Origin of the sequence: Mycobacterium sp. 360MFTsu5.1 (assembly GCF_000383495.1) — a bacterium.
In the GTDB taxonomy this organism is placed as follows: Bacteria; Actinomycetota; Actinomycetes; order Mycobacteriales; family Mycobacteriaceae; genus Mycobacterium; species Mycobacterium mucogenicum_B.
The window spans coordinates 52,442-74,971 of sequence record NZ_KB911477.1 but is presented as its reverse complement, the minus strand read 5'-3'; the positions used below and the strand labels follow the sequence as shown (position 1 = coordinate 74,971).

The 22,530-nt window shown below is 66.6% G+C and carries 23 protein-coding genes and 1 rRNA gene; 2 read left to right on the top strand and 22 right to left on the bottom strand.

Annotated features, from left to right (window positions below; genetic code table 11):
• Together H289_RS0127810 and murA are read right to left on the bottom strand one after the other, a co-directional pair.
• Positions 1 to 138 (bottom strand): 16S ribosomal RNA (locus tag H289_RS0127810); the annotation flags it as partial.
• A 389-nt stretch (positions 139 to 527) separates the two neighbouring features.
• The gene (murA, locus tag H289_RS0127805) at positions 528 to 1,781 is read right to left on the bottom strand and encodes a UDP-N-acetylglucosamine 1-carboxyvinyltransferase (RefSeq protein ID WP_020104139.1); all 1,254 of its coding nucleotides are present in this window, start codon (positions 1,779 to 1,781) and stop codon (positions 528 to 530) included.
• Positions 1,782 to 1,853: 72 nt separating this feature from the next.
• Here murA and H289_RS0127800 point away from each other — a divergent pair, with 72 nt between their 5' ends.
• Entirely contained in the window at positions 1,854 to 2,453 is a 600-nt protein-coding gene (locus tag H289_RS0127800) for a cob(I)yrinic acid a,c-diamide adenosyltransferase (RefSeq protein ID WP_020104138.1), read from the top strand.
• Between the two features lie 6 nt (positions 2,454 to 2,459).
• On the opposite strand, the gene H289_RS0127795 is transcribed toward H289_RS0127800, so the two are convergent.
• The 18 genes from H289_RS0127795 to fadD1 form a co-directional block, all read right to left on the bottom strand.
• Positions 2,460 to 2,906 carry a DUF2550 domain-containing protein gene (locus H289_RS0127795; RefSeq protein ID WP_020104137.1) on the bottom strand — a complete coding sequence of 149 codons (447 nt, stop codon included), beginning with the start codon at positions 2,904 to 2,906 and terminating at the stop codon, positions 2,460 to 2,462.
• Between the two features lie 7 nt (positions 2,907 to 2,913).
• Positions 2,914 to 3,279, bottom strand: coding sequence for a F0F1 ATP synthase subunit epsilon (locus H289_RS0127790; RefSeq protein WP_020104136.1), 366 nt, complete (start codon positions 3,277 to 3,279; stop codon positions 2,914 to 2,916).
• 36 nt (positions 3,280 to 3,315) lie between these two features.
• Entirely contained in the window at positions 3,316 to 4,746 is a 1,431-nt protein-coding gene (gene atpD / locus H289_RS0127785; protein ID WP_029105840.1) for a F0F1 ATP synthase subunit beta, read from the bottom strand.
• A gap of 24 nt (positions 4,747 to 4,770) precedes the next feature.
• A complete protein-coding gene (locus tag H289_RS0127780) occupies positions 4,771 to 5,691 on the bottom strand; it encodes a F0F1 ATP synthase subunit gamma (RefSeq protein ID WP_020104134.1) in 921 nt (306 codons plus the stop codon).
• Between the two features lie 7 nt (positions 5,692 to 5,698).
• Positions 5,699 to 7,348, bottom strand: a complete 1,650-nt coding sequence (atpA, locus tag H289_RS0127775) for a F0F1 ATP synthase subunit alpha (RefSeq protein WP_020104133.1) — start codon at positions 7,346 to 7,348, stop codon at positions 5,699 to 5,701.
• A 35-nt stretch (positions 7,349 to 7,383) separates the two neighbouring features.
• Positions 7,384 to 8,724: a F0F1 ATP synthase subunit B/delta gene (locus H289_RS0127770; RefSeq protein ID WP_020104132.1), complete on the bottom strand. Its 1,341-nt coding sequence runs from the start codon at positions 8,722 to 8,724 to the stop codon at positions 7,384 to 7,386.
• The gene (locus tag H289_RS0127765) at positions 8,725 to 9,249 is read right to left on the bottom strand and encodes a F0F1 ATP synthase subunit B (RefSeq protein ID WP_020104131.1); all 525 of its coding nucleotides are present in this window, start codon (positions 9,247 to 9,249) and stop codon (positions 8,725 to 8,727) included.
• 9 nt (positions 9,250 to 9,258) lie between these two features.
• Positions 9,259 to 9,522, bottom strand: coding sequence for a F0F1 ATP synthase subunit C (locus H289_RS0127760; RefSeq protein WP_020104130.1), 264 nt, complete (start codon positions 9,520 to 9,522; stop codon positions 9,259 to 9,261).
• Positions 9,523 to 9,598: 76 nt separating this feature from the next.
• Positions 9,599 to 10,351: a F0F1 ATP synthase subunit A gene (atpB, locus tag H289_RS0127755; protein WP_020104129.1), complete on the bottom strand. Its 753-nt coding sequence runs from the start codon at positions 10,349 to 10,351 to the stop codon at positions 9,599 to 9,601.
• Positions 10,352 to 10,359: 8 nt separating this feature from the next.
• The gene (locus H289_RS0127750) at positions 10,360 to 10,833 is read right to left on the bottom strand and encodes a hypothetical protein (protein WP_029105839.1); all 474 of its coding nucleotides are present in this window, start codon (positions 10,831 to 10,833) and stop codon (positions 10,360 to 10,362) included.
• A gap of 259 nt (positions 10,834 to 11,092) precedes the next feature.
• Positions 11,093 to 12,289 carry a glycosyltransferase family 4 protein gene (locus H289_RS0127740; RefSeq protein ID WP_020104126.1) on the bottom strand — a complete coding sequence of 399 codons (1,197 nt, stop codon included), beginning with the start codon at positions 12,287 to 12,289 and terminating at the stop codon, positions 11,093 to 11,095.
• Positions 12,286 to 12,945, bottom strand: a complete 660-nt coding sequence (locus H289_RS0127735) for an L-threonylcarbamoyladenylate synthase (RefSeq protein ID WP_020104125.1) — start codon at positions 12,943 to 12,945, stop codon at positions 12,286 to 12,288. Before H289_RS0127735 ends, H289_RS0127740 begins: the two co-directional genes overlap by 4 nt.
• A gap of 45 nt (positions 12,946 to 12,990) precedes the next feature.
• A complete protein-coding gene (prmC, locus tag H289_RS0127730) occupies positions 12,991 to 13,824 on the bottom strand; it encodes a peptide chain release factor N(5)-glutamine methyltransferase (protein WP_020104124.1) in 834 nt (277 codons plus the stop codon).
• Complete coding sequence (prfA, locus tag H289_RS0127725; protein WP_020104123.1) at positions 13,817 to 14,899, bottom strand: peptide chain release factor 1; 1,083 nt, start codon at positions 14,897 to 14,899, stop codon at positions 13,817 to 13,819. Before prfA ends, prmC begins: the two co-directional genes overlap by 8 nt.
• Before the next feature lie 99 nt (positions 14,900 to 14,998).
• A complete protein-coding gene (gene rpmE, locus H289_RS0127720) occupies positions 14,999 to 15,235 on the bottom strand; it encodes a 50S ribosomal protein L31 (protein WP_020104122.1) in 237 nt (78 codons plus the stop codon).
• 128 nt (positions 15,236 to 15,363) lie between these two features.
• On the bottom strand, positions 15,364 to 16,554 hold the full coding sequence (locus H289_RS0127715) for an RNA polymerase sigma factor (protein ID WP_502685716.1): 1,191 nt from the start codon (positions 16,552 to 16,554) through the stop codon (positions 15,364 to 15,366).
• A complete protein-coding gene (locus H289_RS0127710) occupies positions 16,554 to 16,901 on the bottom strand; it encodes a YciI family protein (RefSeq protein ID WP_020104120.1) in 348 nt (115 codons plus the stop codon). Before H289_RS0127710 ends, H289_RS0127715 begins: the two co-directional genes overlap by 1 nt.
• A gap of 77 nt (positions 16,902 to 16,978) precedes the next feature.
• On the bottom strand, positions 16,979 to 18,541 hold the full coding sequence (fadD1, locus tag H289_RS0127705; protein WP_020104119.1) for a fatty-acid--CoA ligase FadD1: 1,563 nt from the start codon (positions 18,539 to 18,541) through the stop codon (positions 16,979 to 16,981).
• A gap of 175 nt (positions 18,542 to 18,716) precedes the next feature.
• On the opposite strand from fadD1, the gene H289_RS0127700 reads away from it, so the two are divergent.
• On the top strand, positions 18,717 to 19,289 hold the full coding sequence (locus H289_RS0127700; RefSeq protein WP_502685714.1) for a TetR/AcrR family transcriptional regulator: 573 nt from the start codon (positions 18,717 to 18,719) through the stop codon (positions 19,287 to 19,289).
• A 65-nt stretch (positions 19,290 to 19,354) separates the two neighbouring features.
• On the opposite strand, the gene rho is transcribed toward H289_RS0127700, so the two are convergent.
• Complete coding sequence (rho, locus tag H289_RS0127695; protein ID WP_502685715.1) at positions 19,355 to 21,223, bottom strand: transcription termination factor Rho; 1,869 nt, start codon at positions 21,221 to 21,223, stop codon at positions 19,355 to 19,357.
• A gap of 375 nt (positions 21,224 to 21,598) precedes the next feature.
• Complete coding sequence (gene thrB / locus H289_RS0127690; RefSeq protein WP_020104116.1) at positions 21,599 to 22,528, bottom strand: homoserine kinase; 930 nt, start codon at positions 22,526 to 22,528, stop codon at positions 21,599 to 21,601.
• Between the last annotated feature and the right edge of the window lie 2 nt (positions 22,529 to 22,530).

The following is a 22,530-nucleotide window of genomic DNA, read 5'->3' as shown; positions in this document are numbered from 1 at the left end:
CCAAAGTGCAGGGCAGATCACCCACGTGTTACTCACCCGTTCGCCACTCGAGTACCCCGAAGGGCCTTTCCGTTCGACTTGCATGTGTTAAGCACGCCGCCAGCGTTCGTCCTGAGCCAGGATCAAACTCTCCAAACAAAAACTCCCCATCCAAAGACAGGGCAGAATCCAGTTCAGAACAATCTGACCTAAACAAAAGACACCAAAAACTGGCATCAAAAAAACAACCACACCCCACAAACGGGAAAACACGAGGTGCAGTCAAAAAACAACAAACAAAAACCACCAAACACACTATTGAGTTCTCAAACAACACGCCGTTTTCGGGCAACCCCACCAACCTACTACCTCTTGGTCGGGCTGTCAAGCTCTTGCTCTGGGCTTTTTCGGCCCCGCTCGCTGCTGACTTGGAATACATTAGCGGGCCGATCTTGATTTTACAAAACGCCTGCATATGGGCGGTTTTTCGGCGAATACGCGTTGCACAGCCGTCCGAACGAACCGTCAGCGCGACACGCCAATGCCCATCAACTGACCCGTTCGACCTCCGCGCCCAGACTCACGAGGTTCTCCACGAACAACGGGTACCCGCGATCGATGTGGAAAACGTCGTGAACCTCGGTGTCGCCATCGGCGACCAACCCCGCCAACACCAAGCCGGCGCCGGCACGAATATCCGATGCCCACACCGGAGCACTCGACAACTGCGGAATTCCGCGCACCACTGCGTGATGCCCGTCGGTCCGGGCGTCGGCGCCCAGGCGAATCATCTCTTCGACGAACCGGAACCGTGCTTCGAACACGTTCTCGGTGATCATCGACGTGCCCTCGGCGATGCACGCCAGGCCGATGGCCATCGGTTGCAGGTCGGTCGGGAATCCGGGATACGGCAGCGTCGCGACGTTGACGGCCTTGGGCCGCTCGTACTGCACGACGCGGAAACCGTTGTCGTGCTGCGTCACGGTCGCGCCGGCATCGTGAAGTTTGTGCAGCACCAGCTGCAGGTGTTGCGGGTCCACCCCCGTCACAGCGACATCGCCGCGCGTCATCGCTGCGGCAATTCCCCAGGTCGCGGCCACAATCCGGTCACCGATCACCCGGTGCTCGGTCGGATGCAGCTTGTCCACGCCGGTGATGGTCAGGGTCGAGGTCCCTCCCCCACTGACCTTGGCACCCATCTGGTTCAACATGTCGCAGATGTCGACGATGTCCGGCTCACGCGCCGCGTTGTGGATGACCGTCACACCCTCTGCGAGCACGGCCGCCATCAGGATGTTCTCGGTCGCGCCCACCGACGGGAACTCGAGCTGGATCTCCGCGCCACGCAGGTGATCCGCCTCGGCGACCACGCAACCGTGCTCGATATTGCATCGCGCACCGAGCTGCCGTAGACCGGATTGGTGCATGTCGAGCGGCCGCGAACCGATCGCGTCACCACCGGGCAGCGCCACTTTCGCCTTCTTGCAGCGCCCCACCAATGGGCCGAGCACACACACCGACGCGCGGAACTGCCGGACCGCGGCGAAGTCCGCGTCGTACTTCGGCTCGTCGGGAGAGGTGATGCGGGCCACATCGCCGTCGAGTTCGACGGTCGCCCCGAGACCGCGGAGGACCTCCGCCATCAACGGCACATCCAGGATGTCCGGGCAGTTGGTGATCGTGGTCGTGCCCTCGGCCAACAACGCCGCGGCCATCAGCTTGAGCACGCTGTTCTTCGCGCCCCCCACGGCAACTTCGCCGGACAACCGGCTACCCCCGGTCACCACGAAACGCTCGCTCACGCGGCTAAGTGTAAACAGCGGCGAGGGCCGGTGTCAGACAACGAACAGGTCACCGCGAGTACGGTTTCACCCATGGCCGTGCACCTGACCCGCATCTATACCCGGACCGGTGACGATGGGTCGACCGGGCTCAGCGATTTCAGCCGGGTGTCGAAGAACGACGCGCGCCTGGCCGCATACGCGGACTGTGACGAAGCCAACGCCGCGATCGGCGTCGCGGTCGCCGCGGGCGCGCCCGACGAGCGAATCCGGTTGGTACTGCTGCAGATTCAGAACGATCTCTTCGACGCCGGCGCGGATCTGTCGACGCCGGTGGTCGAGAATCCCGAATACCCGCCGCTGCGGATCACCCAGCCGTACATCGACCGGCTGGAAGCCTGGTGTGACGAATTCAACGAGCCGCTGTCGAAGCTCACGTCGTTCATCCTGCCCGGCGGCACTCCCCTGTCGGCCTACCTGCACGTCGCGCGCACCGTGGTCCGGCGCGCGGAGCGGGCGGCCTGGCAGGCCATCGATGAACACGGCGATTCGGTCAGCGTCCTGCCGGCCAAATATCTGAATCGACTGTCGGATCTACTGTTCATCCTGTCGCGGGTCGCGAACCCGGATGGCGATGTGCTGTGGCAGCCCGGCGGTGGGACGCCGCAATCCGACAACACCGGAACTCAGTAGGGGAATTCAGACTGCGCGGCGGCGCGAGCGCGGCGACGGCCGGGCCTCGAGCCACGACGTGAAAGCTGTCAAAGCTCCACGGTCCAAAGCGATTTCGTAACCGCTGCGCCGTTCGGGACTGTTGTCGCGCAGCTCGAGAATGACCGTTTCGATGGTCATGATGTCGAATTCGTCGCCCCGTGGGGCGCGGCGCCCGACCACTTCCAGGCCGCGACGGGACAGTCTCCGGTCCGGCCACCAGCGCAGGCTCGACAAACGATAAAAGCCGGCCTCACCACCGCGGTAGCGCATGACTCCATGCCGCCACCCGTGGCCGCCGGCAGCTGGGTAGTCGCGCAGGATGGCGGCAGTGCCGCCAACCTGTCGCAACTTCCACAGCCGATAACTCAGTGCGGCAACAGCCAGCACCAACACGCCGACGAGCGCGACCATCACCAACATGGACGCGCTCATCGGGGTATCAGTCGAGCTGGCCTACGGCGCGCAGACGCGCCCGGCCCCACGCAGCGGTCGCCTCGTCGTCCGACGCGGCATCGGCCTTGGCCGCATGCGCATCGATCTCCGACTCCAGCGCCGCATCTTCAACCAGAATCCGCACGGTGTCCTCGGTTACCGAGAGGAACCCACCGGACACGGCGATCCGCAGATCATCCTCGCCCTCGCGCTCGACCCGGACCATCGCGTCCTCGACCAGCTGGCCGACCAACGGGATGTGCCGGGGCAGGATGCCGATCTCGCCGGCGGTGGTGCGAGTGAAGACGAATGTGGCCTTACCTGTCCACAGCGCGCGCTCGACGGCGACGATCTCGACGTCCATTTCGGCCATGTCACACCACCTTTCGTGCTCGAGTAACTACAGCGATCACAGCTTGGCGCCGAGGCTTTCGGCCTTCTTCGCCAGGTCGTCGAGACCACCGATGAGGAAGAACGCCTGCTCCGGCAGGTGGTCGAAGTCGCCCTTGGCGAGACGGTCGAACGCCTCGATGGTCTCCTTCAGCGGCACCGTCGAACCCGGCTGGCCGGTGAACTGCTCGGCGGCCATCATGTTCTGGCTCAGGAAGCGCTCGATCTTACGGGCGCGGTACACCAGCACCTTGTCCTCTTCCGACAGTTCGTCGATACCGAGGATGGCGATGATGTCCTGAAGGTCCTTGTAGCGCTGCAGGATACGGATGACTTCCTGAGCAACCCGGTAGTGCTCGTCGCCGACGATGCTGGGGTGCAGGATCGTCGAGGACGACGCCAGCGGGTCCACGGCCGGGAAGATGCCCTTGGAGAACACCGCACGAGAAAGCTCGGTGGTGGCGTCCAGGTGGGCGAACGTCGTGGCCGGGGCCGGGTCGGTGTAGTCGTCGGCGGGCACGTACACGGCCTGCATCGAGGTGATGGAACGACCACGGGTCGAGGTGATGCGCTCCTGGAGCTCACCCATCTCGTCGGCCAGCGTCGGCTGGTAACCCACGGCCGAAGGCATACGACCCAGCAGGGTCGAGACCTCGGAACCGGCCTGGGTGAACCGGAAGATGTTGTCGATGAAGAGCAGCACGTCCTGGTTCTGCTCGTCGCGGAAGTACTCGGCCATGGTCAGGGCCGACAGGGCGACGCGCATACGGGTGCCTGGCGGCTCGTCCATCTGGCCGAACACGAGGGCGGTGTCCTTGAGCACGTTCGCGTCCGCGAGCTCGACCCACAGGTCGTTGCCCTCACGGGTGCGCTCACCGACGCCGGCGAACACCGAGGTACCACCGAAGTTGCGGGCAATACGGTTGATCATCTCCTGGATCAGAACCGTCTTACCGACACCGGCACCACCGAACAGGGCGATCTTGCCACCACGCACGTACGGCGTGAGCAGGTCGACGACCTTCAGACCGGTCTCCAGCATCTCGGTGCGGGGCTCCAGGTCGGCGAAGGCCGGCGGCTTGCGGTGGATGGACCAGTGCTCGAACTCCTTGCCGTAACCCGGCTCGTCGAGGCAGTCACCCAGGGCGTTGAACACGTGGCCCTTGACGCCGTCGCCGACGGGCACCGAGATCGAGGCGCCGGTGTCGCGGACGTCGGTGCCACGCACCAGACCGTCGGTCGGCTGCATCGAGATGCAGCGCACCAGGTTGTCACCGAGGTGCTGAGCAACCTCGAGGGTCAGGGTCTTGGCCAGCGCACCGAAGGTGATGTCGGCGTGCAGAGCGTTGAACAGCTCGGGCACAGAGCCACGCGGGAACTCGATGTCCACCACCGGGCCGGTGATGCGAACCACGCGACCAGTGGTCTTGGTCTCTACGGCAGAAGTCATATCTCTCTTCGCTTCCTACGGGGCCTATTTCGCGTCGGCCAGCGCGTTGGCGCCACCGACGATTTCGCTGATTTCCTGGGTGATCTGGGCCTGGCGCTCGCGGTTCGCGGCGAGGGTCAGGGCCTTGATCAGGTCGTCGGCGTTGTCCGTTGCCGACTTCATGGCGCGTCGACGCGAAGCCGACTCCGAGGCCGCGGCCTCAAGCAGTGCCGCGTAGACACGGGTCGCTATGTAGCGAGGGAGCAACGCGTCGAACAGAACGTCCGCACTCGGCTCGAACGAGTACAGGGTGTGGACCTCGGTCGGCTCCCCCGTGTACTCGACGGCCAGCGGGGCGATCCGCACGGCTTCGGCGGTCTGCGACAGCATCGACTTGAACTCGGTCGACACGATGTGCAGTTCGTCGACGCCCAAGATGCCGTCGGCACCCGGTTCGTCACCCTCGTCGTCCGCACCCGCCATGAACGCCGTCACCAGGGTGTCGGCGATCTCCTTGGCGTTGGCGTACTCCGGACGCTCCGAGAAGCCGGTCCAGGACTCGGCGACGGGGCGCTGACGGAAGCTGTAGTAGCCCAAGGCCTTTCGGCCGACGACATACAGCACCGGCTCCTTGCCCTCGTTGCGGAGCAACGTGAACAGTTCCTCGGCCCGACGCAGGACGTTGGCGTTGTAACCGCCGCACAGGCCGCGGTCGGACGACACCACCAGGACACCGGCACGGCGCGGGTTCGCCCGCTCCACGAGCAGCGGGTGGTCCAGCGCGCTGGCCCCCGCAAGCTCGGTGAGCATGTTGGTGATCTCGGTGGCGTAAGGCCGGGCTGCATCAACCCGGGCCTGCGCCTTGGCGATTCGCGACGTGGCGATCAGCTCCTGCGCCTTCGTGATCTTCTTGATCGACGAGGCGGATTTGATACGTCCGCGTAGCTCGCGCAGTGTGGCTGCCATTGGTTACCTAGGCCTTCTTCGGTGCCGGCTTGTTGACCTTGACCGACTCCTGGCCGAGCTCAGCAGGATCCAGGGCCTCGGCCTCTGCTTCCTTGACGACGACCGAGCTACCGTCGGTGGCGGCGAAGCCCTTCTTGAACTCGTTGATCACCGAGACCAGCTTCTCCTCGTTCTCCTCGGAGAGCTTCTTGGTCTCCTTGATCCCGGTGAGGATGTCGGCGTGGCTGGCCTTCACGTGCTCGAGCAGCTCGGACGAGAAGCGCGAAACGTCTTCGGCCGGAACCGAATCCAGGTGGCCCTGGGTACCGAGGAAGATCTCGATGACCTGGTCCTCGACGGCCAGCGGGCTGTACTGCGGCTGCTTCAGCAGCTCGACCAGGCGCACACCGCGGTCCAGCTGAGCCTTCGAAGCGGCGTCCAGGTCCGAGGCGAAGGCCGCGAAGGCCTCCAGCTCGCGGTACTGCGACAGGTCCAGACGCAGCGAGCCGGCAACTTCCTTCATCGCCTTGATCTGCGCGGCACCACCGACGCGGGACACCGACACACCGACGTTGACGGCGGGGCGGACACCCTGGTTGAACAGGTCGGACTCCAGGAAGCACTGACCGTCGGTGATCGAGATGACGTTGGTCGGGATGAACGCCGAGATGTCGTTGGCCTTGGTCTCGATGACCGGCAGACCCGTCATCGAACCGCCACCGAGCTCGTCGGACAGCTTCGCGCAACGCTCCAGCAGACGCGAGTGCAGGTAGAAGACGTCACCCGGGAACGCCTCGCGGCCCGGCGGGCGACGCAGCAGCAGCGAGATGGCGCGGTAGGCGTCGGCCTGCTTCGACAGGTCGTCGAACACGATCAGGACGTGCTTGCCGTTGTACATCCAGTGCTGGCCGATGGCCGAGCCGGTGTACGGGGCCAGCCACTTGAAGCCGGCGGGGTCAGAGGCGGGAGCCGCGACGATGGTCGTGTACTCCATGGCGCCGCCCTCTTCCAGCGCGCGCTTCACGCTGGCGATGGTGGTGCCCTTCTGGCCGATCGCGACGTAGACGCAGCGCACCTGCTGCTTCGGGTCGCCGGTCTCCCAGGCCTCGCGCTGGTTCAGGATGGTGTCGACGCAGACGGCGGTCTTGCCGGTCTTGCGGTCACCGATGATCAGCTGACGCTGGCCGCGGCCGATCGGGGTCATGGCGTCGATGGCCTTGATACCGGTCTGCAGCGGCTCGCTGACGCTCTGGCGCTGAACCACGGTCGGGGCCTGCAGCTCGAGGGCACGACGGGTCTCGGCCTTGATCTCGCCCTGGCCGTCGATCGGCTCACCCAGCGGGTTGATGACGCGGCCCAGGAACTCGTCGCCGACCGGCACCGAGAGCACCTCGCCGGTGCGCTTGACCTGCTGGCCCTCTTCGATCTTCTCGAACTCACCCAGGATGACCGCACCCACGCTGTGCTCGTCGAGGTTCAGGGCCACGCCCAGAACACCGCCGGGGAACTCGAGTAGTTCCTGGGTCATGACCGAGGGCAGACCCTCGACGTGTGCGATGCCGTCACCGGCGTCGACGACAGTGCCGATCTCTTCACGATCGGTCGAGGCCGAGAACGTCGTTACGTAGTTCTCGATGGCACCTTCGATATCAGCAGCCGAGATTGTCAACTCTGCCATGGTTTTTGGTCTTCCTAGTCTTGGGTGTTTCGGAGTTAGTCGGGCAGCCGGTTGGAGGCGGCAGCCAGTCGTGACGAGATGGAGCCGTCGATCACCTCGTCGCCGACGGTGATGGTCAGACCACCGAGGAGGCTCGGATCGACATGCAGCTGGACGGACACCGGGTGGCCGTAGATGCGGGTCAGAACCGACGTGAGTCGGGTCCGCTGCGCATCCGACAGGGCCGCGGCCGCTTCGACGTGGGCGACCACCTCGCCGCGGCGGGCGACTGCCAGCTCGGCCAGATCAAGGACGGCCTGGTCGGCGCGCTCACCGCGCAGCAGGCTCACGGCCTGCGTCAGCAGCGCCTTGACGGTGCTGTTGGCCGAGCCGTTGGCACCGGTAAGGACCTTGTCCAGCAAGGCAACTCGGCCGTCGACCGGGGTGCCGTAGTCACCGAGCAGCGTCGAGAGGCGCGGCTGCGCGTCCAGCACACGGCTGAACCGGAACAGCTGATCCTCGACCTCGGCGACGTCACCGCTGACCTCGGCCCGCTTGATCAGTGCCAGGCGAGCGACGTGCTCGATGGCGTCGACCAGGTCGGACTGCTCCGACCACCGCGAAGACACCGCGGCACGCAGCAGTTCCAGTGCGTTGGCGCCGATCTTGCCGGACAGCACCGCGTCCAGCAGAGCGACCTTGGGGGCGGGGTTGTCGGCGGGCTCGGCCAGGTGCCGTCCGAGGTTGACCTCGGTCAGCAGCAGCCGGGCGACGGCGGCCAGATCATCGGCCAGCGCGGTCAGCGCGGCCGCGTCCAGGCCGTTGGCGGTCGCGTCGAACTTCTGGACCAGCGCGGTCAGTGATTCCCGGCTCGCGGCCCGCAGCTTCGCCTCGGCGTGGGTGCCGACCTCAGCCGAGGACGGCGCCATCTGCTCGAGATCGTCCAGGAAACGGTCGACGGTGCCGGCCTGCGCGCCGGGCTCGGCGACGTAGCGCCGCACCAGCTCGTCGGCCTTGGCGACGGACTCCGCGCCCAGCTCCTGACGGAGCTCACGGATGACGCCCTGGCGCATCAGCTCGACGTGCTGGCCGCCCTGCGCCTTGATCCGCTCGGCGTCGATGGCGGCCTGCTCGGTGAGCTGCTCGATGATGCGCTGCGAGTCGTGCCGCGCCTCGTCGGTCACCTTGGTCGACTCCGCCTTCGCGTCGGCAAGAGCCTTGGCGTGCATCTTGTCGGCGTCCGCGAGTTTCTGTGCGGCTTCGGCACTTTCGGCCAGCGCGACCCGAACGGCCTCCTGCTGCTTGGCCATCATGCCCTTCACCGGAGGTACCACGTACTTCCAGATGATGGCCACGATGACGGCAAAGCCGATCAGCTGCCCGATGAAGATTTCCATCTACTGGCTCCCGCCTGATTTCACGTCAGCCGCCAACTCGACGCCGAGAATGCGGCTCGCCAGCGTCTGGGACAGGTTGTCGACCGACGACTGCAGTTCGGTCTGTGTGGACTGTCGCTGTGCGGACAGTGCCTGGTCGGCACCCTTGAGGGTTTCGGCCACCTCACCACTCGCCGCTGCACGCGCCTGGTCGACGACCTTGCGGCCCTCGTTGCGGGCCTCGTCACGGATGGCCGAGGCCTCCGTGCGAGCACCCGCCATCGCCGCGTTGTAGTCCGCCTCTGCGGCGGCCACCTGCTCAGCCGACTTCCGGTTGTCAGCAGCGGTCTTGGCGAGCATTTCCTCGCGTTCGACCAAGACCTTGCTGACAGGTGGCACAACCCACTTGCCGATCACGCCGAGCACGATCAGGAAGATGATCAGCACGACGAAGAAGGTCGCGTTGGGGATCAGGAAGTTCTGACCCCCGCCGCCTTCCGCTGCTGCCTGGCCCGAGGCCAGGATGGTTGCGCTCAATTCACCCATGTCGACGGATTACGACAGGCCCGGGGTGGCGAACACGAAGAGCGCCATGAAGGCCAGGTTGATGAAGTACGCGGCTTCCACCAGACCGACGGTGATGAAGAACGGGGTGAACAGGCGGCCCTGGGCCTCCGGCTGACGGGCGATGCCCGAGATCAGCGCGTTACCGGCGATACCGTCACCGATACCGGCACCGATGGCGCCACCGGCCATGATCAAGCCACCGCCGATGAGGGCGCCCTGGATGATAGTGGCGTTCGTTGCTGCGTCGGCCATTCTCTTTTTCCTCCTTGGTAACTGGTAGCTGCGCTACCAGGGTCTTATTTGTGGTTCCTACAGGTCTTGCGGGTACTTAGTGGTGCTCGTCGAGTTCCATCGACTGGCTGAAGTACAGGATCGTCAGCAGCGCGAAGATGAACGCCTGGATCAGGCCGACGAACAGGTCGAAGGTCTTCCAGATGGCGTTCGGCGCCCACTGCACGTACCAGGGGAACATCGCGATCAGCGCGACCAGGATGCCGCCGGCGAACATGTTGCCGAAGAGTCGCAGAGACAGCGAAACCGGCTTGGCGATCTCCTCGACGATGTTGATCGGCGCGAGGACCGCGACGTGGCCCTTCAACAGCTTCTTGAAGTGACCGAAGACGCCACGGCGCCAGATGCCCGCTGCGTGGTAGCAGAGGAACACGAAGAGCGCGAGCGCCAGCACGTAGTTGATGTCCGAGGCCGGCGGGGCAAGCAGTTCCTTCGCGCCACCGTCTTCTCCACCGAACTGCACCGGCAGGACCGAGAGCCAGTTGGAGATCAGGATGAAGGTGAAGATCGTGACGGCCAGCGGCAGCACGAACGGCGCGATCTTCATACCGATCGCGGTCTCGATCTGCTGGCGCATCTGGATGGTGATGGCTTCGAAGAACAGCTGCACACCGCCGGGCACTCCGGTCGAGGTCACCTTGGCCTTCACGATGAAGGCCAACGCGATGACGATGACCGCGGCCACGCTGGTGGCGATGATCGTGTCGACGTTGAAGGTGTAGCCCCACAGCTCGTGCTGCTCGTGGTGGCCGACCTCGATGGCGGCCTCGGCGGTGAATTGTTGAATCACTTGGGTCGTCAGTCCTTTGCTTCTGATCCGTCGTGTGCTTCTGGTTGGTCGCCGCCGCCACCGTTACGTTGGCCGGCACGGACCTTCTTCATCACCGGCAATGCGGTGCTCATGACAAGAATCGCCTGGAACAATGCCACCCCGAACAGCACGCCGATACCGGTTGGCTTGAAGAACCACGTGATCAGCAGGGCGATCACCGAGATGGCGACCAGCCGCATCGCGGAGTTGGCGGCCATCTGCATCTTCAGGGGGTGGTCCTTGGCGGTGACCTTGGCAACCGCGCGACGGACCATCATGGCGTTGGCCAGACCGAGCGCCATCCCCAGACCGAAGAAGGCGCCGAATTTCAGATTGCCGCTCACTGCGTATCCGCCACCGAGCGCGATCGCCGTCACGAGGAGCGAGATAGCAAACAAACGCACGGGCTGAAAAGCCACTGCCGGCAACACCAAAGGCGCGTCCTGCGCTGGTGTCGTCATGGTGTTCACCTCAATCCCGCGGTCACGAGTGCCGTCCCCATATACCTGGCAATCCTGTGTGCGTGCCCACAGAGCGTATCGAAGGTCACATCGAGCGCGTCGGGCACACTGGAATCACCCAAGGGGAAGCTCCCTTTGTCGGTCGTCATTCGGCGCCGATCGGCTTGTGTGAACCGATGGGCCGGGCCGGCAACCCGCGAGGTTTTTCGGGTTCTGCCAGAACCGTACCACATGGTGAGCACCCGAAAACGGGCACCTACTACTTTTTGTCGTACTCGCCTTCTGGCAGGTCATCGCGCCGCCGCAGCAGCGGAATCAGGGTGAAGATAGCGGCCAGCAGGATGGCCCCGAGCATCACCGCACCGGTGTACCGGGGGTCGAAGAAAATGGTGCTCGCCGCCCCCAGCGCCACGATGCCCACCCATAGGTAGATCAACAGCACCACGCGTCGGTGCGAGTGACCGATCTGCAGCAGCCGGTGGTGCAGATGCATCTTGTCGGGACTGAACGGACTGAGTCCGGCACGGGTGCGGCGCACGATGGCCAGCAGCATGTCGAGGGCCGGTACGAACATCACCGCAACGACCAACAGGAATGGCGACAGCAAAGCAAAAACGTCGCGCGCGCCGTAGGCGTTCTGCGAAATCGGGCCCGCCGCCGTCGTCGACGCCGCCGCCAGCATCAGGCCGATGAGCATGGACCCGGAGTCCCCCATGAAGATGCGGGCCGGATGGAAGTTGTGCGGCAGGAAGCCCAGGCAGGCCCCGGCGAGCACCACCGAGATGACGGCCGGCGGGTAGAACAGCACGTCACCGCCGTGGTCGCGCAGCAGCCCGACCGAGAAGATGCAGATGGCCGACGCGGTGATGAGCCCGAGGCCGGCGGCCAGGCCGTCGAGGCCGTCGACGAAGTTCATCGCGTTGACGATCGACACCGTCAGCGCCAGGGTCAGCAGGATCGACGACGCCTGGTCCAGCACGATGGTGCCGACGCCGCCGATCGGGATGTACAGCACACTCCACGCGACGCCCATGGTGACCAGGACACTGGCCGCGGTGATCTGGCCGGCGAACTTCGTGAGGGCGTCCAGGCCCCAGCGGTCGTCGATCAGGCCGATCAGCATGATCAGGCCGCCCGCCACCACCACCGCCGGCATACCGGACGAATAGACGAAACCTCGGGTGAGTGCGGGCAATTGGGACGCCAGCAAGACCGCGGCGGCCACCCCGACGTACATGGCCAGCCCACCCATGCGCGGGACCGGCTGGACGTGGACGTCGCGTTCGCGCGGGTAGGCGACGGCACCGAAACGAAACGCCAGCGCCCGCACCCAGCCCGTGGCGAAGTAGGTGATGATCGCCGCGGTGAGCCCGACGAGCACGAGCTCCCGGAGCGGAACCCCGGTGCCCCGATCGATCTGCGCGAGCAGCCGTCCTGCGTCGGCAACTACGGTCACGACACCTCGCCGGTCAGGGACTCCGCTTCGACGCTGAGCACTTCGGCGATCTGCGCGAGGGAGATCGGCCCTTCCCGCAGCACCCGCGGCGTCGTGCCGGTGAGGTCGACGATGGTGGACGCGGACTGCTTGGTCGCCGGTCCGGCGTCCAGGTACACCTCGACCTTGTCGCCCAGCTGCGCCCGCGCCTCGTCGGCGTTGACCGCGGGCGGCTGACCCGAGATGTTGGCGCTGGACACGGCCATGGGGCCGACCTCGCGCAGCAGCTCGATCGCCACCGGATGCAGGGGCATGCGCAGCATCACGCTGCCGTTGGTGTCACCGAGATCCCACGACAGCGACGGGGCCTGCCGCACGACAAGGCTCAACGCGCCGGGCCAGAACGCCTCGATCAGATCCCGGGCGGCCGGGGGCACGGCGTAGACGAGCCCGTCGATGGTGCGCCAGGAGCCGACGAGAACCGGGACCGGCATGTTGCGGCCCCTCCCCTTCGCGGCCAGCAGCGCCGCGACGGCCTCACTGTTGAAGGCGTCGGCGCCCAGGCCGTAGACGGTGTCGGTGGGCAGCACGACCAGGCGGCCGCCCTTGAGCGCACTGATAGCCGAGGCGATCCCGGTGGCGCGCTTGGCCGCATCACCGCAGTCGAACGTCTCCATCCATCACTCCTCACGCAAGCGTTTCGTCGGTTGCCATGACCCGTTTTACCGTCGGGTCGCGGTGACGAACCGGGGCCGCCCGGTCAGATCGCGCCGCGCGGTGATGTCACCGAACGTACCGTCGCGGTCCAAGGCGGCCACCACCTGATCGGCTGTGGTGTCGTCGTGTTCGATCCCCAACTTGCCGCCGGGACGCAACAACCGGGCCGCCAGCGCGATGATCGGCACGATGACGGACATGCCGTCGGGCCCGCCGAACAGGGCGCCGGCCGGGTCGTGGTCGATGACTTCGGGGTCGAGGTCGGCGCCGTCGGGGATGTACGGCGGGTTGGACACCAGCAGGTCCACTGTGCCGGTCCTGTCTGACAGCAGGCTGGGAACGGTGACATCGGCTTCCAGCACCTCGACGGTGCTGCCGGCGCAGTTGCGCCGGGCGTAGACCAACGCTTCCGGGGACTTCTCGACTGCCACGACCTGCGCCTGCGGCCAGGTGTGCGCGAGGGCCAGGGCCAGCGCTCCCGAGCCCGTGCACAGGTCCACGATCACCGGGCTCGACGGCAGCGGCTGGTTCATGGCCCACTCCAGCAGGGCCTCGGTCTCGGGCCGCGGAATGAACACACCCGGACCGACGTGGACTTCCACCGGGCCGAATGCCGCGGTTCCGATCAAGTGCTGCAAGGGAATTCGCTGCGCGCGACGCGCGACGACGTCGCTGTAGCCCGCGAAGAACGTCGCGTCGGGCTCGACGAACAGCAGACGGGCCCGATCGACTCCGGCGATGTGCGCCGCCAGGTACTCGGCGTCGACGCGGGCGGAATCGATGCCCGCCGCAGCCAACGTCGTGGTGGCCTCGTCGAGCGCCTGCCGGATGCTATTCACCCTCGGCGAGCCGGGCCTGCTTGTCGGCGGCCGCGAGGGCGTCGAGCAGCGCGTCCATGTCGCCGTCGAGCACCTGGTCGAGGTTGTGGGCCTTGAAGTTGATGCGGTGGTCGGCGATCCGGTTCTCGGGGAAGTTGTAGGTCCGGATGCGCTCGCTGCGGTCGACGGTGCGGATCTGGCTGGCGCGGTCCGCGGAGGCGTCCGCGGACGCCTGCTCCTCGGCCAGCGCCTGCAGGCGCGCGGCGAGCACCACCATGGCGCGGGCCTTGTTCTGCAGCTGCGAGCGCTCGTTCTGGCAGGTGACGACGATGCCGGTGGGCAGGTGCGTGATGCGCACCGCCGAGTCGGTGGTGTTGACGCCCTGACCGCCCTTGCCAGACGAGCGGTAGACGTCGATCCGCAGGTCGGATTCGTCGATCTGTACCTGCTCGACGTCTTCGGGCTCCGGGTAGACCAGGACGCCGGCGGCCGAGGTGTGCACGCGGCCCTGCGATTCGGTGACGGGCACGCGCTGCACGCGGTGCACGCCGCCCTCGAACTTCATGCGCGACCACACGCCGTCGGCGGAATCGCCCTTGCTGGCGATGGTGATGGTGGCGTCCTTGTAGCCGCCGAGATCCGACCAGGTCTCGTCGAGCACGGTGACGGTCCAGCCGTGGCGCTCGGCGTACCGGATGTACATGCGCGCGAGGTCGGACGCGAACAGCGCCGATTCCTCGCCGCCCTCACCGGACTTCACCTCGAGGACGACGTCGTCGGCGTCGTGCGGATCGCGCGGGGCCAGCAGGTCGGTCAGCTTGGCGTCGAGCTCGGCGACGCGGGCCTCCAGCTCGGGCACCTCCGCGGCGAACGCGGCGTCCTCGGCGGCCAGCTCACGGGCCGCCTCGAGGTCACCCTGGGCGGCCTCGAGCTTGCGGTAGGTGACGACGATCGGCGACACCTGCGCGAAGCGGCGACCGACCTTGCGGGCGGCGCCGGCGTCGGCGTGCAGGTTCGGGTCCCCCAGCTGCCGCTCGAGATCGGCGTGCTCGGCCAGCAGTGCCTCGATGCGGGGCGCGGTATCGGTCTGTGCCACTTTCGGACTCCTGCGGTTGATCTGGGGTGCCGGATGCTGGATACGAAAACGGCGCCCGGACCTGACGCGAATGCGACAGATCGGGCGCCGTTGACGAAGCTAGCTCTCGGACGCGGCCTTCGAGCCGGCGGTGCGCTTGCCGTACCGCTTCTCGAAGCGGGCCACGCGGCCGCCGGTGTCGAGAAGCTTCTGCTTGCCCGTGTAGAACGGGTGGCACTGCGAGCACACCTCGACAACGATGTTGCCGCTTTCCTTGGTGCTACGAGTCTGGAAGCTGTTGCCGCAACCGCAGACCACAGTGGTCTCGACGTATGCGGGGTGAATACCCGATTTCATTTCATGGTCCTCTGTGTTCGATGGCGCCGGGTCGCCCGAGAATTCGGACGTGAACCGGAACCGAGGGGGTTCGGCGGTCGATTATGCCAGGTCAGCCGCCAAGGTCCTAAACGCCTGCGGGCCGGTGACTATTCCTCGGCGCTGCACTGCCCCAGCTCGGCCAGGCGACGCTCCAGAAATCGTCGCTCCGGCTCGGTCGTCGCCAACGCCAGGGCGCGCTCGAACGCGCTCCGCGCCTCGTCGGTCCGGCCCAAGCGGCGCAGCAGCTCCGCGCGAGTCGACGGCAGATAGCGGTAATCGCCCAGGTCAAGGGCATCGATGAGCTCCAGCGCCCGGACGGGATCGCCGGCCTCGGCGACGGCCACCGCACGATTGAGCGCCACGACGGGCGATCCGGTGAGCGCCTCGAGCCGCTCGTACAGGACCACGACCTCGTGCCAGTCGATTTCCTCGTCGGCCTGCAGCGAAGCGATGGCGGCCTGCAGAACGTATGGCCCGGCGGCCAGCCGCAGGGCCAGCGCGCGGTCCAGCGCGGCCCGTCCAGCGTCGACCTTGGCCTGGTCGTACCGGGTCCGGTCCTGTTCGGCGAGGGGCACCACCCGGCCGTCGACGACGCGGGCCGAGCGCCGCGAATCGTGTAGCAGCATCAAGGCCAGCAGCCCGTAGGCCTCGGGCTCGTCGACCAAGAGGTCGGCCAGGAGGCGGCCGAGGCGGATCGCTTCGGCGGCGAGGTCGTCCCGCTCGGTGAAGCCCTGGTTGAAGATCAGGTAGATCACCGCGAGCACCGCCGCCACGCGGTCGGGCAGCAGCCGGTCGGCCGGCAGGGCGAACGGGATGTTCGTCGCCTTGATCTTGGTCTTGGCGCGGGACAGGCGGCGCTTCATGGTGTCCTCGGAAACCAGGAACGCCCGCCCGATCTCGGCCGTGGTCAGCCCGCCGAGAGCCCGCAGCGTCAGTGCCACCTGGGCCTCACGCGCCAGGGCCGGATGGCAGCACATGAAGATCAGCTGCAGGCGCTCGTCGCCGATGGTGCTGTCATCGAGGTCGATGTCATCCATGGTGGTTGCCTGTTGATCCGCTTGGAGCAGCCGGGTTTTGGCGCGCAGCGTCTGCTCGCGGCGCAAGCGGTCGATCGCGAGATTGCGACCGGTGCGCACCAGCCAGGCCACCGGCGCGTCGGGCACACCGTCGCGGGCCCACCGTTCGGCCGCGCGGACGAATGCCTCCTGCGCGGCATCCTCGGCGAGCTCGAAGTCGCCGAGGATGCCGATGAGCGCGGCCAGGACCCGGCCCCACTCGCGCTGGAAGATCGCGTCGATCAGTGGGCACCCTCAAATGGGGTCTCGAAGAGCGGCCGCACTTCGACGCCGCCACCGAGTCGCACGGCCGGGATCCGCTGGGCGAATTTGAGGGCCTCGTCGAGATTCTCGGCGTCGATGACGAAATAGCCGGCGAACACCTCTTTGGTGTCGGCGAAGGGACCGTCGGTGATCAGGTCGGCCCGAACCGATGTTGCGGTTTCGACGGGCTGCAGGTGGCCGCCACCGACGCACTGCGGGTCCTGACGAAGCGCCGCGTACTCGGCCGTCAGGGCCGCGTGCTCTTCCTCGGTGATGTCGGTGTCGTGGCTGCCCGGCTTGATGTAGATCAGCGTTGCGTATTTCATCGTTGTCTCCTTCTGGGTTGATCGTCCAACAGCAATGAGACGAACGGGGACCCATTGAGGGGACACAACCGCCGAAATCAGTTTTCGGCGAGAGTCGCGTACTCCGTGCCGTCGCGTTTCCACACCACCCGGCCCGCCGGATCGGTGCCCAGCGCAACCAGTTCCCGCTTGAGGATTTTGTTGGTCGCGGTGCTGGGCAGATCGTCGGCGAGCCAGACGTACCGCGGCCACGACTTCGGCGACATGTCCGGCTGCGTGGCGAGGAATTCCGCGAACGACTTCGGGTCGAGGGTCTGGCCGTCGCGCAGCACCATGGCGGCCATCACCTGGTCGCCGACGAACTCGTCGGGTACCGGGTAGACCGCGACACGGCTGATCACGGGGTGCCGCAACAGGATTCGTTCGATGGGCGCCGCCGTGATGTTCTCTCCGTCCACGCGCATCCAGTCGGCGGTGCGGCCCGCGAGGTAGATCCAGCCGTCGGCGTCGCGGTAGGCCAGGTCGCCCGACCAGTACATGCCGTGCCGCAGCCGTTCATCCGTCGCGCCCTGGTCGTTGTGGTAGCCGCGGAACATGCCGCTGCCGTTGGTGTTCACCAGCTCGCCGGTGGCCGCCTCGGCATTGATCAGGGCGCCGGTGTCGTCGAAGCGCGCCACCTCGCACTCCTGGACCGTCTCGGGATCGTAGACGGCGACGCCGGGGAAACCCTTGCCGACGCTGCCGGCCGGGGTGCCCTCGGAGCGGGTGATGATGATCGCAAGCTCGGTCGAGCCGAAGCCGTCCCACACGCTGCAGCCGAAGCGGCGGCTGAATTCGTCGATGTCGCGGTCGGCGGCCTCGTTGCCGAACGCCACGCGCAGCGGGTTGTCGTGGTCGTCGGGCTGCTCGGCGGTGGCCAGGATGTAGGCCAGCGGCTTGCCGACGTAGTTCATGTAGGTCGCGCCGTAGCGGCGGATATCCGGGAGGAACCCCGACGCGGAGAACTGCGCGGGCGCCATCGCCGCACCGGCACCGACTGCGACTCCCCAGCCGGCGTAGACGCCGTTGGAGTGGAACAGCGGCATCGCCAGATAACAGGTGTCGTTGGCGGTCAGCTCGTAGCGCTGCACGAGCGCCACCGCGGAGAACAGCACGATGGAGTGCGCCACCTCGACGGCCTTGGGCTCACCGCTGGTGCCGGAGGTGAAGATCATCATGAAGGTGTCGTCGGGCCCGACTTCACGATGCGGGGTCAGTTCCTGCTGCGGCCACTCGGTCGCGGTGACGTCGACGACGGTGACGCCGGGCAGGCTGAGACCGTCGAGCAGGTCGCGGTGTTGGGCGTCGACGAGGACGATCTGGCATTCGACGCGGGCGATGTCGCGGGCAAGCGCCGCACCGCGACGGGTGTTGTTGATGCCGCACAACACGTAGCCGCCCAGGGCCGCGGCGGCGAGCGCCGTGAGCATGTCGGGGGTGTTGCCCAGCAGCGTGCCCACGTGCAGCGGCCGCAGCGGGTCGGCCTCGCTGATCAGGGCGGCGGCCTGCGCCTGTGCTCCGGCGACGTACTCTCGCCAGGTCCAGGTCGCCTCGCCGTACTTGACGGCGACGGTGTCCTGGTCGGCGCGTTCGCGAAGCAACTGCTGAAGGGTGTCCGCCATGTGGGCTCCCGGTGCGTGGGCGATCACGAGTACCGCCCGGAGTAAACAGATTCTTGAAAGTGTCTACCATGGCTGACGGGTAGCGCAACAGGGTCAGCACCCTGGCAGAATCGTCGTTCGCCCGGTTGACATGTGAGGAGACATCCCGGTGGCAAGTCCAGAATCCCCGAGAAGCGTGCGTGATCGGTTGATCGATGCCGCTGAAGAGTGCATGCGCGCCAAGGGAATTCGCGCCACGACGGTATCCGAGGTCGCCGAGGCTGCCGGCGTCTCCCGCGGCTGGCTGTACCGGCATTTCCCCGACAAGGTGACGCTGCTGGGTGCCGCGATCGTCCGGCTCAACAACGCCTACTGGACCGACGCGCACGCCATGCTGGCGTCGATCGAAGGCCTGGACAACCAGATCATCACCGGAATCCAGCACGGCCGCACCGCGTATGACGATCCCGGCGCCCTGCTCATGAAACTGCGCGTCGAGGAGCCCGACGAGTTCGCCGCCTGCGCCGGCGCGGGCGTGCAGGGCCTGGTGCCCGACCTCGCCGATTTCTGGTCCCGCTACCTCGTCGCGGCCCGCGACAACGGCGAAATCCATCCCGACACCGATATCGAGGACGCCGCCGAGTGGATCGCCCGCGTCATCCTGTCACTGGCGACGATGCCCGGACAGCGGCTGGACGCCAACAACGCCGACGAACTGCTCGCGCACGTGCGCCGCTACGTGATGCCGGGCCTCAAGGCTCAGCCGTAGCCTGACGGACAACGCAAAAGCCCCCAGAATCTGGTGATTCCGGGGGCTTTTGCGTGGGCTGAGGGCTAGTCGTTGTCCATGTTGCCCGGTGCGGTCTTCGAGACCTGGACCAGGAACTCGTAGTTGGTCTTGGTCTTGCGCAGCTGGCTCATCAGCAGGTCGATGGCCTGGTGCGGGTCCAGACCCGACAGCACCCGGCGCAGCTTGTGCACGACCGCGAACTCGTCCGGGCCGAGCAGCAGCTCGTCCTTACGGGTACCGGACGGGTTGACGTCGACGGCCGGGAACACGCGGCGCTCGGCGATCTTGCGGTCGAGCTTGAGCTCGGCGTTACCCGTGCCCTTGAACTCCTCGAAGATGACGGTGTCACCGGTGGAGCCGGTCTCGACCATCGCGGTCGCGATGATGGTCAGCGAGCCGCCGTTCTCGATGTTGCGCGCAGCACCGAGGAAGCGCTTCGGCGGGTACAGCGCGGTGGAGTCGACACCACCGGACAGGATGCGGCCCGACGCCGGCGACGCGTTGTTGTACGCGCGGCCCAGGCGGGTGATCGAGTCCAGCAGCACGACGACGTCCTTGCCCTGCTCGACCAGGCGCTTGGCCCGCTCGATGGCCAGCTCGGCGGCCTGGGTGTGGTCTGACGGCGGCCGGTCGAAGGTCGAGGCGATGACCTCACCCTTCACCGAGCGCTGCATGTCGGTGACCTCTTCCGGACGCTCGTCGACGAGCACCACCATGAGGTGGCATTCCGGGTTGTTCTTGGTGATCGCGTTGGCGATGTCCTGCATGATCGTCGTCTTACCGGCCTTCGGCGGGGACACGATCAGCGCACGCTGGCCCTTACCGATCGGCATGATCAGGTCGATCACACGCGTGGTCAGCCGCTCCGGAGTGGTCTCCAGGCGCAGTCGCTGGTTCGGGTACAGCGGGGTCAGCTTGGTGAAGTCGGGCCGGTTGCGCGCGGCCTCGACCGGACCACCGTTGACGCTGTCCAGACGCACCAGCGGGTTGAACTTCTGGCGCGGGTTGTTCCCGCCACCGGTGTTCTCGCCCTCGCGCGGGACCCGCACGGCGCCGGTCACGGCGTCGCCGCGGCGCAGGCCGTTCTTGCGGACCATGTTCATCGAGACGTACACGTCGTTCGGTCCGGCCAGGTAGCCCGAGGTGCGGACGAACGCGTAGTTGTCCAGCACGTCGAGGATGCCGGCGACCGGCTGCAGGACGTCGTCCTCGCGCAGTTCGGTCTCGGCGTTGCCGCCCTGGTTGTCGCCGCGCTCGCCACGACGACGACGGTCGCGGTCGCGGAACCGACGGCCACGACGGCCCTGGCGGCTGTCGTCGTCGTCATTGTTGTTGGAGTTGTCGCCCTGGTCGCGGTTGCCGCCCTGGTTGCGGTTGCCGCCGCCCTGGTTGTCACCACCGCGGTCGCGGTTGCCACCCTGGTCGCGGTTGCCGCCCTGGTTACCTTCGGCCTTGTTGCCGCCCTGGTTGCTGTTGTCGGCGTTCCGCTCGCGGTTGCGCTCCTCGCGAGGAGCCTCAGCGTTGTCCGCATTCTCGGCCTTGTCGGCAGGCTTGTCACCGGCATCGCCGGCTTCACCGTCGACGGGCGCACCGGCCCGGCGCGACGCGCCACGGCGCTCGCGGCGCGGGGTCTGCTCGCCGGCGGAGGCGGCAGCGTCGGTGTCGTTGTTCGCGGCCGGGGCCTGGGCTTCCTTGGCCTCGGTGGGGGCGTCGGTGCCGTTCACGGCCTCGGCGGCCTTGGTCTCGGTCTTGGCTTCAGCCTTGGCGGCCTTGGCTTCGGCCTTGGCGCCGTTGGCCTCGCCACGGTGTTCCCGGATGGCGGCGATCAGTTCGCTCTTGCGCATGCCGGAGGTGCCCTTGACGCCGGCCTCGGCGGCGAGCGCACGCAGGTCGGGGAGCAGAAGACTGGTCAGCGATCCGGAGCGTCCGGCCGCCGGCGCTTCAGTTGCCGGGGCATCAGTGTTGCCGTCGGCGGTGAAGAGGTCCGTATCAGTCACGGATTTCCTTTCTGTGCCCTCGCGCAGTTGATCAGGCGAGGGTTTGGTTCGCAGTCGGACGGCTTCCCCGAACCGCATTCGTCAAATGCCGGGTCGGCTGAGGCAGTGCAACAGCCAAGCACCAGGATTTGCCGCCGTGCGGCGAACCATCAGTCCACGAGTTGAACATCTAAGAGAAGAGTGGTCGTCCTACCGTAGGCGCAGGTACTAGAGCCTGCGATTGCTGGACGCTGCGAGAATATCTCTCATCCGACAATGAAGCAAGAATTGCCACTCGGCGTGTGCTCTCCGCTAAACGCCGGCACCGACGGTCCAGCGAACCCCTTGGCCCACCGCCATCTTCTCGACGGCGAAACCGTTGGCCGCACCGAATTCGAGGACTTCGGCCGGTAGTTCGGGTTCGGTACTGAATGCGATAACCGCAGGTCCAGCACCGGAAAGCACTGCTGCCACGCCAGAACGCCGGAGCATCGCCAGATATTCCGCCGAGGCCGGCATCGCCGCCGCGCGCTGCGGCTGGTGCATCACGTCCTCGGTGGCTGCCATGAGCAAATCCGGACGCTGCGTGAGCGCCACCACCAGGAGCGCGGCGCGGCTCACGTTGAACGTGGCGTCCTTGTGCGCGATCTGCTCGGGAAGCACCGCGCGGGTCTCCGCGGTCGACGACCGCACCTGCGGAATCGCCGGGAAGAGGTGGATGTCGGGATGCAGCGTCAGCTGCGCGGCCGCGTACACCGGGCCCGGCTCGGTGTAGGACACCACCGCACCGCCCAGCACGGCGGCCGAGGCGTTGTCCGGATGTCCCTCGAACTCCGACGACAGCTGGACCAGCTGCTCGAGCGTCAGCGGCTGCGAACCCGATTGGGCGATAAGACCATTGGCGACGGCCAGCCCGCCGACCACCGCGGCCGCCGACGAGCCGAGGCCACGCGAATGCGGAATAACATTGCGGCACTTGATGTTCAGGCCGGAAGCCGAAACGCCGCCGGCCTCGAGACCACGCCGGATGGCCCGCACCACCAGATGGGACTCATCCTCCGGAACCTGCCCGGCCCCCTCCCCCGTCACCTCGATGACGAGGCCGGAATCGGTTGTCTCAGCCTGAATTTCGTCGTACAGACTCAACGCCAGACCAAGGCTGTCGAAGCCGGGGCCGAGATTGGCGCTCGAGGCGGGGACGACGGCAGTGGCGAGCAGGCCGGCGGGCAGGTTTTCGGTCACTG